This window comes from Gordonia sp. SGD-V-85, from assembly GCF_001456905.1.
Taxonomy (GTDB): domain Bacteria; phylum Actinomycetota; class Actinomycetes; order Mycobacteriales; family Mycobacteriaceae; genus Gordonia; species Gordonia hongkongensis.
Genome location: NZ_LNQO01000007.1, coordinates 211,493 through 223,840 on the forward strand (window position 1 = coordinate 211,493; position 12,348 = coordinate 223,840).

14 protein-coding genes are annotated in these 12,348 nt (G+C 67.7%); 8 read left to right on the forward strand and 6 right to left on the reverse strand.

Going from position 1 to position 12,348, the window contains the following annotated elements; genetic code table 11:
• Positions 1 to 115 precede the first annotated feature (115 nt).
• Positions 116 to 1,825, forward strand: coding sequence for an HNH endonuclease signature motif containing protein (locus tag AS181_RS10810; RefSeq protein ID WP_175404316.1), 1,710 nt, complete (start codon positions 116 to 118; stop codon positions 1,823 to 1,825).
• A gap of 22 nt (positions 1,826 to 1,847) precedes the next feature.
• Here the strand turns inward: AS181_RS10810 and AS181_RS10815 are convergent, their stop codons facing one another.
• The 4 genes from AS181_RS10815 to AS181_RS10830 form a co-directional block, all read right to left on the reverse strand.
• Positions 1,848 to 3,137 carry a cryptochrome/photolyase family protein gene (locus AS181_RS10815; RefSeq protein WP_058251685.1) on the reverse strand — a complete coding sequence of 430 codons (1,290 nt, stop codon included), beginning with the start codon at positions 3,135 to 3,137 and terminating at the stop codon, positions 1,848 to 1,850.
• Between the two features lie 14 nt (positions 3,138 to 3,151).
• Positions 3,152 to 3,520 carry an FKBP-type peptidyl-prolyl cis-trans isomerase gene (locus AS181_RS10820; RefSeq protein ID WP_058251588.1) on the reverse strand — a complete coding sequence of 123 codons (369 nt, stop codon included), beginning with the start codon at positions 3,518 to 3,520 and terminating at the stop codon, positions 3,152 to 3,154.
• Positions 3,521 to 3,576: 56 nt separating this feature from the next.
• Complete coding sequence (locus AS181_RS10825) at positions 3,577 to 4,899, reverse strand: citrate synthase (protein ID WP_078113443.1); 1,323 nt, start codon at positions 4,897 to 4,899, stop codon at positions 3,577 to 3,579.
• Positions 4,900 to 4,960: 61 nt separating this feature from the next.
• Entirely contained in the window at positions 4,961 to 5,911 is a 951-nt protein-coding gene (locus AS181_RS10830) for a carbohydrate kinase family protein (RefSeq protein ID WP_058251589.1), read from the reverse strand.
• Between the two features lie 125 nt (positions 5,912 to 6,036).
• On the opposite strand from AS181_RS10830, the gene AS181_RS10835 reads away from it, so the two are divergent.
• The 7 genes from AS181_RS10835 (at position 6,037) to AS181_RS10865 (ending at position 9,886) form a co-directional block, all read left to right on the forward strand.
• Positions 6,037 to 6,702 carry a 5-oxoprolinase subunit B family protein gene (locus AS181_RS10835; RefSeq protein WP_058251590.1) on the forward strand — a complete coding sequence of 222 codons (666 nt, stop codon included), beginning with the start codon at positions 6,037 to 6,039 and terminating at the stop codon, positions 6,700 to 6,702.
• Positions 6,699 to 7,571 (forward strand): biotin-dependent carboxyltransferase family protein, encoded by an 873-nt coding sequence (locus tag AS181_RS10840; protein WP_058251591.1) that lies wholly within the window; start codon positions 6,699 to 6,701, stop codon positions 7,569 to 7,571. Before AS181_RS10835 ends, AS181_RS10840 begins: the two co-directional genes overlap by 4 nt.
• 20 nt (positions 7,572 to 7,591) lie before the next feature.
• Entirely contained in the window at positions 7,592 to 7,786 is a 195-nt protein-coding gene (locus tag AS181_RS10845; RefSeq protein ID WP_058251592.1) for a hypothetical protein, read from the forward strand.
• Positions 7,779 to 8,174, forward strand: coding sequence for a phage holin family protein (locus tag AS181_RS10850; protein ID WP_035718303.1), 396 nt, complete (start codon positions 7,779 to 7,781; stop codon positions 8,172 to 8,174). The genes AS181_RS10845 and AS181_RS10850 overlap by 8 nt, the downstream gene beginning before the upstream one ends.
• Positions 8,175 to 8,432, forward strand: coding sequence for a DUF3618 domain-containing protein (locus AS181_RS10855; RefSeq protein ID WP_058251594.1), 258 nt, complete (start codon positions 8,175 to 8,177; stop codon positions 8,430 to 8,432). It begins immediately after the preceding gene.
• A gap of 65 nt (positions 8,433 to 8,497) precedes the next feature.
• Positions 8,498 to 8,767, forward strand: a complete 270-nt coding sequence (locus AS181_RS10860) for a DUF4235 domain-containing protein (protein WP_058251595.1) — start codon at positions 8,498 to 8,500, stop codon at positions 8,765 to 8,767.
• Positions 8,768 to 8,821: 54 nt separating this feature from the next.
• On the forward strand, positions 8,822 to 9,886 hold the full coding sequence (locus AS181_RS10865) for an oxygenase MpaB family protein (RefSeq protein WP_058251596.1): 1,065 nt from the start codon (positions 8,822 to 8,824) through the stop codon (positions 9,884 to 9,886).
• Positions 9,887 to 9,904: 18 nt separating this feature from the next.
• On the opposite strand, the gene AS181_RS10870 is transcribed toward AS181_RS10865, so the two are convergent.
• Both AS181_RS10870 and AS181_RS10875 read right to left on the reverse strand, forming a co-directional pair.
• On the reverse strand, positions 9,905 to 10,981 hold the full coding sequence (locus tag AS181_RS10870) for an isopenicillin N synthase family dioxygenase (protein WP_058251597.1): 1,077 nt from the start codon (positions 10,979 to 10,981) through the stop codon (positions 9,905 to 9,907).
• Between the two features lie 44 nt (positions 10,982 to 11,025).
• Positions 11,026 to 12,294 (reverse strand): MFS transporter, encoded by a 1,269-nt coding sequence (locus AS181_RS10875; protein ID WP_058251598.1) that lies wholly within the window; start codon positions 12,292 to 12,294, stop codon positions 11,026 to 11,028.
• Positions 12,295 to 12,348 lie beyond the last annotated feature (54 nt).

The window sequence follows — 12,348 nt, forward strand, 5'->3', positions numbered from 1 at the left end:
ACGACGCGTCATCTGCTGTGGAGACTCATCCGGACTTGTCGGTGGCCGGGTTTACATTGTTTTTCAACGGATCACCTGGTCGCAGCGGGTGAGTGGACAGGCGTCGGGGGGCGTTGTGAAGGCATGGACCGATCTACCGGGCGAGTACATCGCCGGGGTCGATCCTGCCCACGCCGCCGAGACCGACATGGTGTCGTTGATGGCCGGCCTCGACGCCACCCGGCGCGGCGAGTCCTACCTCGCCTGGCACCGCTATCAGACGATCGCGGCGATGACCGACCGCCTGATCACCACCAGCGCGTCCGGGTTCGTGATGGACGGCCATGCTGACTGCGCGGCCCGCATCGCCCGCCAGGCCGGGGTGTCCCGCCGGCATGCCGAGACCCTGATCGATGAGGCGATCGCGCTGCGGGATCGGCTCCCCGAGGTTGCCGACACGTTGCGTGACGGGGTCCTGTCGCAGTGGCAGATCCGGCTGATCATCTCCCGCACCGAACTGATCCCCACCGATGACCCGATCACCCCCGCGTTGGATGCCGAGATCGCCGACACTGTGCGTCGCCGAAAAGGCGTGTGGGATCGGGCGCGCCTGCGCGACATGGTCGACCGCCTCGTGTTCCGCCACGACCCCGACGCGGTACGCCAACGCCGCAAAGACGCGATGGATCAGCGTGGGGTGTGGACCCACGAACTGCCCGACGGCACCGCCGAACTCACCGCCGTCATGTCGGCGGAAAACGTGCGGATCTCGGCCAAAGCCGTCGCCATCCTCGCCGACACGGTCTGTCAGCGAGACGCCCGCACCCAGGGGATACGACGATCCGATGCGATGTTCGCGCTGTTGACCCGCACCAGCTTCGACTGCCAATGCGACGACGACGATCCCTGCACTGCCGACATCCCGGATCCACAGAGCGTCCTCGACGCGGTCCGCGCCGAGATCGTGATCCATGTAGTCACCGATGCCGCCACCCTCGCCGGGGCACCCGGGGTCGGGTTCCTCGACGAACACGGCATCATCAGCGACGAACACGTCCGTGACCTCGCCGCCCGCCCCGACGCCACGCTGTCCCCGGTCACCCCCGCCCGCACCCAACCCACCTACGTCGCCCCCAGCACCAACGACGCCGACCAGCGGCGGACCGCCCAGCGCCCGGCACCAGCCGAGGACACCCGAGCCGACGCCGCCACGACCGGCGCACACGGCGAAAACGACACCGACGCAGACGAACCCGATCGACCCGTCGAGACCACCGCGAGTGTCGCAGTGGTCTACCCGGCCACCCACCCCGGCAACGGATACCGGCCCACCACGTCGTGCGCCGACTTCGTGCGAGTCCGGGACGGATACTGCACCGAACCCGGCTGCACCCGTTCAGCGTTCGCGTGCGATCTCGACCACGTCACCGAATACGACCACACCGACCCCGCCCGCGGTGGGGCGACGTCGAGTGAGAACCTCAACACCAAATGCCGCCCCGGTCACCTGTTCAAAACCCACGGGGACTGGGTCGATGTGCAATACCGCGACGACGACGGACGCCTGGTCACCGAATACGAAACCCCCGAAGGGGTCACCCTGCCCGGCGACGCCGAAACCCTCGAAGACACCTTCCCCAACCTGCGGCGTATCCGGTTCGAACAAGCCGCCCAAGCCCCACCCACCCCACGCGTCATCGCCTCCGTCAACCCGGAGCGCACACACAGCCGACTGGACGCCAAACACGCCCGCCGGCGACAAGAACGCGCCCGCAACAAGAAACGACGCGAAGCCGAACTCGAAGCCGACCGTCGCGACTTCCTCGAGAACCCGCCACCATTCTGACGGACTCGTCCTCTGAGGTCAGCTAGATCTGGCCGAAACGGCGGAGCGCTTCCTCGCGCTCGGCCTTGTGATCGACCATCGGCTCGGGATAGTCGTCGGCGTCGACGTCACCGACCCAGCGTCGGATGTACTCGCCGTCGGGATCGAACTTCTTGGCCTGCGCCTCGGGGTTGAACACCCGGAAGTACGGCGCCGCATCGGTTCCCGTACCGGCGGCCCACTGCCAGCCGTGGTTGTTCGACGCCATGTCACCGTCGATGAGCTGCTCGAGGAACCATTCCGCTCCCCACCACCACGGCAGGTGCAGGTCCTTGACGAGGAAGGACGCGGTCACCATGCGCACCCGATTATGCATGTACCCGGTCTCCGCGAGCTGACGCATCCCGGCGTCGACGAGCGGAAAACCGGTACGCCCTGCCTTCCACGCGTCGAAACGCTCGTAGGCCTTCTTGTCGGTGTCGAGGTCGATGCCGTCGAACTGTCGATTCCAGTTGTGCCACAAGCTATGTGGCCAGTGGAACAGCACGTCGGCGTAGAAGTCGCGGAAGGCGAGTTCGCGTAGATACGCTTGCGGCCCCTTGCCCTTGCCGAGATCGGCGGCCATCGTGCGGGGATGGATGTTGCCGTATTTGAGATACGCCGACATCCGGCTGGTGCTGTCACCCGCGGGATCGTTGCGGCCGGAGTCGTAGTCGGCGAGACCGTTGTCGACGTACTCGGCCCACCGCTCGAGCGCCGCGTCTTCACCGGCGGGCAACGACAAACCGGTCGGCGACTTCGGTACTTTGATGCGCCCGGTCTTCGTCAGGTCCGACGGGTCGACGATCTCCTTCGCAGGCACCGACGAGTCGGCGGGCGCACGCCAGCCGTGGTCACGCCACCGCTTGAAGTACGGGGTGAACACCTTGTACGGCTCCCCGTCGTCTTTGGTGACGCGACCGGGTGAGACGAGGTACGGCGACCCGGTCGCCACGAGCTCGATGTCGCCGAGCGCGTCGGCGACGGCCTCGTCGCGTCGGCGGCCGAACGGGGCGAAGTCCTCGGAGATGTGCACCCGTTCGGCGTCGACCGCTCGGGCCAGCTTCGGGATCTCGACCTCGGGTCGGCCCCGCACGACCAGCAGCTTGCCGTCGAGCTTGTCGTCCAGTTCCCGCAGGGAGTCGAACAGGAACGCGAGCCGCCGCTCGCCCGCGGACTTCTCCAGCCGCGGGTCCACCACAAAGCACACGAGGACCGACGAATCGGTCCTTGAGGCGGCCGCGGCGAGCGGCGGGAGGTCACTCAGGCGTAGATCGCGCCTGAGCCAGACCAGTTCGGTGGCGGACGTCAGCCCACTCCGAGCAGGTCGATGACGAACACGAGGGTCCGTCCCGAGAGACGGTGTCCGGCACCGGCGGAGCCGTAGGCCAGCTCGGGCGGAACCGTCAGCTGGCGGCGTCCGCCGACCTTCATCCCGGGGATGCCTTCCTGCCAGCCCGGGATCAACCGGTCCAGCGGGAAGTTGGCCGACTGGCCGCGATCCCACGACGAATCGAACTCTTCGCCCGTCTCGTAGTCGACCCCGACGTAGTGGACGTCGACGATGCCGCCGCGAGCGGCTTCCTCGCCCTCGCCGACGATGAGGTCGGAGATGGTGAGGTCGGCCGGCGGGGGTCCCGCCTGGAACTCGACCACTGGCTTCTCGGTGCTGGTCACTGGACTCTCCTTTGAGTCGGGTGTTCGGCGGTCAGGCGGTGCGTCGGAACGGTCGCTCAGCGATCGCCCATCTGCACGTAGTCGCGTTCGGTGTAGCCGGTGTAGAGCTGACGCGGACGGCCGATCTTGGTGGTCGGGTCCTCGTGCATCTCGCGCCAGTGCGCGATCCATCCCGGCAGGCGTCCCAGCGCGAACAGCACGGTGAACATGCGCGTCGGGAAGCCCATCGCACGGTAGATGACACCGGTGTAGAAATCCACGTTCGGGTACAGCTTGCGCTCGATGAAGTAGTCGTCGTTGAGGGCGACCTCTTCGAGACCCTTGGCGATGTCGAGCAGGTCGTCCTGCACGCCAAGCGATTCCAGGATCGTGTCGGCGGTCTTCTTCACGATGGCGGCGCGCGGGTCGTAGTTCTTGTAGACGCGGTGACCGAAGCCCATCAGCTTGACGCCGGCCTCCTTGTTCTTCACCCGCTTCATGAAGTCCTTGGTGTCGCCACCGTCGGCCCGGATGTCGTCGAGCATCTCGAGCACGGCCTGGTTGGCGCCGCCGTGCAGCGGGCCCCAGAGCGCGTTGATGCCGCCGGAGATCGACGTGAACAGGTTGGCCTGCGACGAGCCCACCAGGCGGACGGTCGAGGTGGAACAGTTCTGCTCGTGATCGGCATGCAGGATGAACAGCATGTCGAGGGCCTTGGCGACCTCGGGGTTGACCTCGTAGGGCTCCGCGGGGAAGCCGAAGGTCATCCGCAGGAAGTTCTCGACGAGGCTCAGCGAGTTGTCGGGATACAGGAACGGCTGTCCCGCCGACTTCTTGTACGCGTACGCCGCGATGGTCGGCAGCTTCGCGAGGAGGCGGATCGTCGACAGCTCGACCTGCTCGTCGTCCTTGGGATCGAGCGAGTCCTGGTAGTAGGCCGACAGCGCGTTGACCGCACTCGACAGCACCGGCATCGGGTGCGCGTTGCGGGGGAATCCGTCGAAGAAGCGCTTAAGGTCCTCGTGCAGGAGGGTGTGGCGCTGGATCTTGGTGGTGAAGTCCTCGAGCTGCGACGGAGTCGGGAGCTCCCCGTAGATGAGCAGGTAGCTCACCTCGATGAAGGTCGACTTCTCGGCCAGCTGGTCGATCGGGATTCCGCGGTAGCGCAGGATGCCGGCGTCACCGTCGATGTAGGTGATGGCCGACTTGGTCGACGCGGTGTTCACGAAGCCACCGTCGAAGGTGGTCAGATTGGTCTCGGCCAGGAATTTGCCGAGCGCGACCGAGTCGGTGCCCTCGGTGGCCTTCAGGATCGGGAGCTCCAGCTGTCCACCGGGGTAGGTGAAGGTCGCTGAGGCCGTGTCGGACGCCTGGTCGGCTGGGACTGTTTCAGCAGACACACGAACCCCTTATTCAGATCAGAGATTTTTACAGTGACCGGGTAGGACACACAGGTACAACCTAGTCGCTTCTCAGCTCGCCCGCCCACGGAGGGTCGGCGCCGGGCCTCGAGACCGTCACCGCAGCCACGTGAGCTGCGAATTCAGCCGCTTCCCGCCACTGCTGGAGGGTCAGGGATCGCACTGCTCCGGGCGTGAGTCGACCACGCCGATCCAGGTGGTTGACAAGGCCCCCGAGCACGCTGTCCCCGGCACCGATCGTGTCGACGACGTCGACGGCCGGCGCCGGCGAACTCACCTCACCGACCGCGGTCCGGACGGTGATGCCCGAGGCTCCCGCCGTGGTGACCACCGCGGCGACGCCGTCGGCCAGCCAGTCCGTCGGCGAACCACCCCCGGGACCCGCACCGAGCCAGGCCGCGTCCTCGTCGGACAGTTTGACCACGTCCACCGACGACATCCAGCTCCGGAAGCGCCGACGATAGGCCTCGGGGTCGGCGATGACCGCGGGCCGGATATTCGGGTCCAACACCACGACTCGGCCCTCGGCCCGGCATCTGCGCATCAGGTTCTCGTACACCGTGGCACCGGGTTCCAGGACCAGCGAGAGGGTTCCGAAGGTCACCGCCGCCACCGTCGGCGGCAGTGCGCCGGGATCGCCGATCGCGCGATCCGCGGTGCCCTCCACATAGAAGGAGTAGTGCGCCGAACCGTCGTCGGCGATGGTCGCCAGGGCCAACGAGGTGGGCTCGTCACGACGCTGGACCAACGCGGTTCCCACGCCGGCGGCCCGGAGTGCGTCGAGGACCGCATCGCCATAGGTGTCGGTGGACACCGCGGACAGCAGAGAGACCGCACTCCCCAATCGGCCCAGCGTGATTGCCACATTGAACGGGCCACCCCCGAGGGCGGGCTGCAACGGCGCCAGACCGCCGGCGGTCGCGTCGTGCCGGCCACCGCCCTGCTGTACGACATCGACGAGCGCCTCACCGCAGACGACGATCTCTCTCACTGTCTCTCCTCACGTTCCGCGTCGGCCATCCCGCGCCCGTCCTCTCTGAGTCTGCCACCGGACGCGGGCCCCTCCGCCCGAGTTCAATCGGTGGGACACCGTGTCGCGCGGGGTAAGTTCGTTGGATGCACGAGCTGCCGGCGGGCCCCGACGCGGTGGTCCTCGACTTCTCGGCCGACGACTCACCGTCGGCCGCCGTACTCAGCGCGGTCGCGGCGCTCCGCGAAGCGATCCGGGGTGGTGAACTCCCCGAGGTCACCGACCTCGTGCCCAGCGCGCACACCGTCCTGGTCCAGGCCCGTCCCGGCCGCGGGCTGGACGAACTCGGTGTCCGCCGGGCGCTCCGGCGTCGGAAGCGCGCGGGCGATCCCGACACCCACAGCACCCACGAGATCGTCATCCCGGTCGTCTACGACGGTGCCGACCTCCCGGATGTCGCTGCGGCACTGGAGATGACGACCGACGAGGTGATCGGGCTGCACTGTCGCACCCGATGGCGCGTCCAGTTCATGGGCTTCGCACCGGGTTTCGGGTATCTCGTCGCCGACGACGAGGCAGCGCATCCGTTCGACGCCGTCGGCCGACGCCGGGAGGCCCGCACGAATGTTCCGGAGGGGTCGGTCGCGATTGCCGCCGGGTACAGCGCGGTGTACCCGAGGTCGAGTCCCGGCGGTTGGCAGTTGCTGGGCCGCACCGATGTTCGGCTGTGGGATGCCGGTGCCGATCCCCCCGCCCGGCTCACTGCGGGCCGGGTGGTCCGCTTCGTCGACGCCGGACGCGACGGCACATGACCGCGCTGACCGTTCTCGCGACGGGACCCCTCGCGACTGTTCAGGACCACGGCCGACCGGGCTACGCCGATCTCGGTGTCCCCGGTTCCGGCGGAGCTGATCGTGGGGCCCTCGCGCTGGCCAATCGCCTTGTGGGCAACGCGGAGTGGGCGGCAGTCGTCGAGACGACGCTGGGCGGGTTCCGGGCATGCGTCGACGCCGACGTCCTGGTGGCGGTCACCGGGGCGGATACCGTGGTGCGCCACAACGGAGTCCCCGCGGGGCTCGCCGCGGCACTGGTACTGCGCGGCGGTGACGAGCTGGCGCTCGACACCCCTGGCTGGGGGTTGCGCAACTACATCGCCGTGCGGGGTGGGATCGACGTCGAGCCCGTACTGGGTTCCCGGTCGACCGACACGCTGTCCGGGCTCGGACCGCCACCTCTCGGCACGGACGACCGTCTGCCCGTGGGCGATGCGGCCGGCGACTGGCCCACCACTCTGTCCGCCCCCGCCGACCGCGAGCACCCGCGTGTCGTCGTGCTGGAGTGCCACGAGGGCCCGCGGGCCGGACATCTCGAGTTGCCGTCCGACCTGTTCGTCGGAACGTGGCTGGTCGGATCCGACAGCAATCGGGTCGGGGTGCGGATCGACCGCGCGGAGGGATCGGCGCAGCCGCTCCTCGCCCATCGCGCCGGCGCCGCCGAGCTCCGTTCGGAGGGGATCGCCCACGGGTCGGTCCAGGTCCCGCCAAGTGGCCGTCCGGTGATCTTCCTCGCCGATCACCCGGTCACCGGCGGCTACCCCGTGGTGGCGGTCCTCGCCGCGGGCGCGGTGGACCTGGCCGCGCAGCTGGTGCCCGGATCGGAGATCCGATTTCGTCGGAGCTGATCGGAGATCCGATTTCGTCGATGCTGATCGGAGATCCGATTCCGTCGATGCTGATCGGAGATCCGATTCCGTCGATGCTGATCGGAGATCCGATTCCGTCGATGCTGATCGGAGATCCGATTCCGTCGGTGCTGATCGCGCGGACACGACGTTTCGGCTTCGACCGCCGCGGGAATGCATACGAGCGTCCCGATAGGAGGTACGAGCGTGAGTGATCCGTCTGTGAACGACTTGTCGACCGTGCAACTCGTCGAACGTCTGCAACAGCAGACGACGACCCTGGTGAAGACCGAACTGCAGCACGCCGTCGCGGAGATGAAGGGCAAGGGCACCCGGATCGGGGTGGGTGCGGGGATTTCCGGCGCGGGCACGCTGCTGGTGTTGTTCGGCCTCGGCACGCTGGTCGCGGCGGCCGTGCTCGGACTGGCGAACGCCGTGCCGGCGTGGCTGGCAGCGGTGATCGTCGGCGTCGTGCTGCTGGTCATCGGCGGGGCCGCCGCGGCGATCGGCGCCAAGCGCGCGAAATCCGCTGTGCCCCCGGCACCGGAGCGAACCGTCGAGAGTGTCCAGCGTGACGTGGCGACTGTGAAGGAGCACCTGTAGATGAGCGAGACACATCCCGACCAGAATCCGACCGACGATCCGCCACCGATCGAACACCAGCGGGAGGAGCTGGCCGAGACGGTCGACGCTCTCGCGGCCAAGCTGGATGTCCCGGCGCGGGTGAACGAGGCGGCGTCGAAAACCGCGCATACCGCGCAGGTGAAGGCCCAGGAGAACCAGACCGTGTTGATCGGTGCGGCCGTCGCCGCGGTGGTGGCGCTGGGCGCGTTCATCGTGATCCGCCGCCGTCGTCGCTGACCGGCCGTCGTCGCTGAGAGTCCGCCGTAGGGCGGTTGTAGTCGAGCCAAGAGCAAGGAGCTGTCATGAGTGCCGTATCGAAGGCGATGTACAAACCGATGTCCCTCGCGACCAGCGTGCTCGGCGGTATCGCCGCCGGCGCGGTGTTCGGGCAGATCTGGAAGCGGATCTCCGACGACGAGTCGGCGCCCGATCCCAAGGATCTCGAGCGCAGCAACACCGAGGTTCTCGTGGCCGCCGCGCTGCAAGGACTCGTGTTCGGTCTCGTTCGCGCCGCCGTCGACCGCGCCGGAGCGCGCGGGTACCGGGCGGTGACCCACGAGAATCCGGAGTGACTCCCGGTAGACCTCGGTTGACACCCGAGTGAGACGAACCTATCGTTTCGTCTCATGGCCGAGGTTCTGCACGCTTCCCAGGACACCTGTCCCGTCGACGCCGCGTCGGCCGAGGCCACCTGCCCGGCCGGCGCGGCGTCGTCGGCGACACACGGCTACGAACCCCTTGGCCCGGATTCGCTGACCTGGCAGATCTGGGGGACCTGGACGGGGATGTTCCAAGGTCTGTGGGCCGGGTCGATCCAGAACATGCATCCCAAGCTGGGTGCGGCGGTGTGGGACCACTCGGACTTCTTCGGCGAACGGTGGCAGCGCCTGATGCGCTCCCTGTACCCGATCAGCGGCGTCGTCTTCGACTCCGTCATCCCGGGTGCCCGGACGGGGGAAGAGGTGCGCGACTACCACCTCACCGTCAAGGGCACCATGGAGGACGGGTCCCGCTATCACGCATTGGATCCCGACGTCTTCTACTGGGCCCACGCCACGTTCTGGTACGGCAACGTCCGACTGTGCGAACGCTTCGGCCCCTTCCTCACCGAGGACCAGAAGCGTCAGCTCTTCGAGGAGTCCAAAGCATGGTACGCCCAGTACGGCGTCTCCATGCGTCCCGTCCCGGAGACCTACGAGGACTTCCTGGAGTATTGGGACCACATGTGCCGCAACGTGCTTCGTGATCACGTGTCGGTCCGCACGGTCCTCGACATCACCCAGCTGCCGCCCCCGCCGTTCCTGAGCTTCATCCCGACGTGGCTGTGGGACCGGTACCTGGTGCCGCAGAACCAGAAACTGTTCATGTGGCTGACCACCGGATTCTACGACGAGCCGATCCGCGAGATCCTCGGGCTCGAGTGGACCGACAAGGACGAACGTCGATTCCGTCTGGTGGGTAAGGGCATCAACCTCGTGATGCACAAGCTCCTACCCAAGCGGGCACTGCGCCACCCCCGACCGCGCGATGCGTGGGATCGCGTGCACGGCAAGGTCGCCGTGGATGCACCGATCGTGCACACGCCCAAACGCAATCTTCCGCCGGACACCGAACGCGACAACCCGATGCACTATTGCCCGGTGACAGCCGCGCGGCGAGCGTCGTACCCGGGTGTGCTCACTGCGGACTGAGACGCCCCGACCTGTCGTCTACTGCTGCCCCTGACTCCGGCGCATCGCCTGCCGGACGCGGCCCGCCTCACGACTGGCATGCGGATTGGGACGCCCCGCGCGCGAGCCGGCGAGCTTGGCGCCGATGTGCTCGCCGACGGTGATCGGCGAATAGCGACTGCCGGCTCCGACGCACGACGGCAGCGTCGTGATCATGGCGTCGAGGTTTCCGTCGTGGAAGTAGGCCGCCGATCGACGCCGCTCCACCGTGCCGTCGACAACCGGCGGCTTCACCCGATGCAGGGTCGACGTCCAGCGCTCGTTGGTCCAGCGCGCCATGAGGTCACCGAGGTTGATGAGCAGGGCACCGTCGGCGGGGGTCACGTCGTGCCATACACCGCCCTGGTCGAGGACCTGGAGACCCCTGACCTGGTCGGCCCACAGCACCGTCACGATGCCGTAGTCGGTGTGCTCCCCCATGCCGGTCAGCTCGCCGTCGAGTTCGATCTCGCCCGGGGGCAGGGCGTAGTTGTTCATCCGCAGCACGTCGAGCGAGTGGTCGGTGAATCCCTCGAAGAAGTCCGCGGGCAGGTCGAGGGCGTCGGCGAAGATCCTCGTCAGAGTGTGCGCGACGCGTCTGGCCTCGCCGAAGTACGCCGAGACCGCCGCCTGGAAGTGGGCGACCGCCGGCCAGGTGTTCATCGCGTACTGGTCGGCCGGCAGGTCGAGTTCGGGGTACTGCGTCGCCTCGACACCGACGTTGAACGCCTCGAAGAAGTCGTTCATACGCCCTGCGGACTCGACGCCCAGCGACAGGGAGAGAGACTCCGACTTCGGTGGTGCGTATCCCCGGTTGATCTCGGGAGGCGTGCGGTAGGTCTTCTTCAGCTCGAGTGGAAGGGCGAAGAAGTCGTCCATGACCGCGGTGAACTCGTCGATCACCGCCGCCGGTATCTCGTGCCCCACGACCTGGATGAAGCCGACCGAACTCGCCGCGTCGTCGAACCTCGCCGCGACCACGGCCCGATCGGCGGGATCGCCGTTCCGCGTATACGGCGAGATGTCGATGAGCGGCACGTCGAATCCGGTGGCAGGGGCGGCGGTCATGGCGTCCATGGTGGCACCGATTGCGAGGCTGCGCTGGTCGGCGGAACCCGTTCTCAGGTCCGCTGACCGGCGCGATAGTGCACGAAGGCCGGGATCAGCAACGCCGCGATGATCGTCGCGATCACGACCGCGATGCCGCCGAATGCTGTCGCGGCGGCGACCCCGATCGAGGCGGCTGCGGCGCCATGGGCGACGTCGGCGATCCGCGGGCCGCCGGCCACCACCACGATGAACACACCCTGCAGCCGGCCACGGACCTCGTCGGTCGCGGCAGCCAGCAGGATGGTCTGGCGGAACGCCGCCGACGCCATGTCGGCCGCGCCGCCGATCATCAGCAGCACGACCGCCACGACGAGCATCGGCATGGCCGTACCGTCGGCGAACGACACCGCTATCCCGGTCCCGGTGATCGCGAGACCCCAGATGATGATGCACACGATGACGGCGAGACCCTGTCGCTGCACGCGCGCGACCCACCCCGAAAAGATCCCGCCGACGACGGCACCCGCGGCGATCGCCGTGAACAGCAGGGCGAAGGCGATCCCGCCGCCCTCGGGACCGCCGAAGTTCTCGTGGGCCATCTGCGGGAACAGTGCCCGCGGCATGCCGAAGATCATGGCGATGAGGTCGACGAGGAAGGACGCCAGGAGGATCTTGTGCCCGGCCAGGTACCGAAGGCCGTCGATGACCGAACGCAGTCCCGCAACCTTGGGCGCGGCGTCACTCTCCGGCCGCAGGGACGGCAGCATGATCACGGCGATGAGCGTCGGCAAGAGAAACAGGGTGTCCACGAAGTACAGCAGCGAGTAGCCGAGCACCGGGATCAGCGACCCACCGACCAGCGGCCCGGCGATGGCACCCGCCTGCATGACCGTCATGTTCAACGACAGCGCGGCGGGCAGGTCCTTGGTGTCGAGCAGTCGTGGGAGCACCGCGGTCCGCGTCGGTTGGTTGACGGCGAAAAACGCCTGCTGAACAGCAAAGAGCACCAACACGATCCAGACATTCTGCCCGCCAACCGCGGCCTGGGCCCAGAACAGTGCACTGCAGACAATGAGACCGGTGGTCGTGATGATCAACAGGGTGCGGCGATCGACGACGTCGGCCAGCGCGCCGCCCCACAATCCGAAGACGACGAGCGGGACGAGGCCGAACACACCGGTCAGGCCGACATAGGCCGAACTGCCGGTGACCTCGTAGATCTGTGCCGGCACGGCGACCACGCTCAGCTGTGCGCCGATCACGGTCACGATGTTCGCCAGCCACAGCCGCCGGAAGTACTGGTTGCGCAGGGGCGCGGTGTCGGCGAGAAGGCGGGCCATTTCCACGATGCTATGACTGCCCGCCGAGGTTCGGTCACCCAGGCACTCGGACGG

Bases quoted from the DNA above. Each gene is read 5' to 3' on its own strand.
- AS181_RS10835 (WP_058251590.1), top strand. From the start codon at position 6,037: ATGCACGAGCTGCCGGCGGGCCCCGACGCGGTGGTCCTCGACTTCTCG.
- AS181_RS10840 (WP_058251591.1), top strand. From the start codon at position 6,699: ATGACCGCGCTGACCGTTCTCGCGACGGGACCCCTCGCGACTGTTCAG.
- AS181_RS10845 (WP_058251592.1), top strand. From the start codon at position 7,592: ATGCTGATCGGAGATCCGATTCCGTCGATGCTGATCGGAGATCCGATT.
- AS181_RS10855 (WP_058251594.1), top strand. From the start codon at position 8,175: ATGAGCGAGACACATCCCGACCAGAATCCGACCGACGATCCGCCACCG.
- AS181_RS10860 (WP_058251595.1), top strand. From the start codon at position 8,498: ATGAGTGCCGTATCGAAGGCGATGTACAAACCGATGTCCCTCGCGACC.
- AS181_RS10865 (WP_058251596.1), top strand. From the start codon at position 8,822: ATGGCCGAGGTTCTGCACGCTTCCCAGGACACCTGTCCCGTCGACGCC.
- AS181_RS10870 (WP_058251597.1), bottom strand. From the start codon at position 10,981: ATGGACGCCATGACCGCCGCCCCTGCCACCGGATTCGACGTGCCGCTC.
- AS181_RS10875 (WP_058251598.1), bottom strand. From the start codon at position 12,294: ATGGCCCGCCTTCTCGCCGACACCGCGCCCCTGCGCAACCAGTACTTC.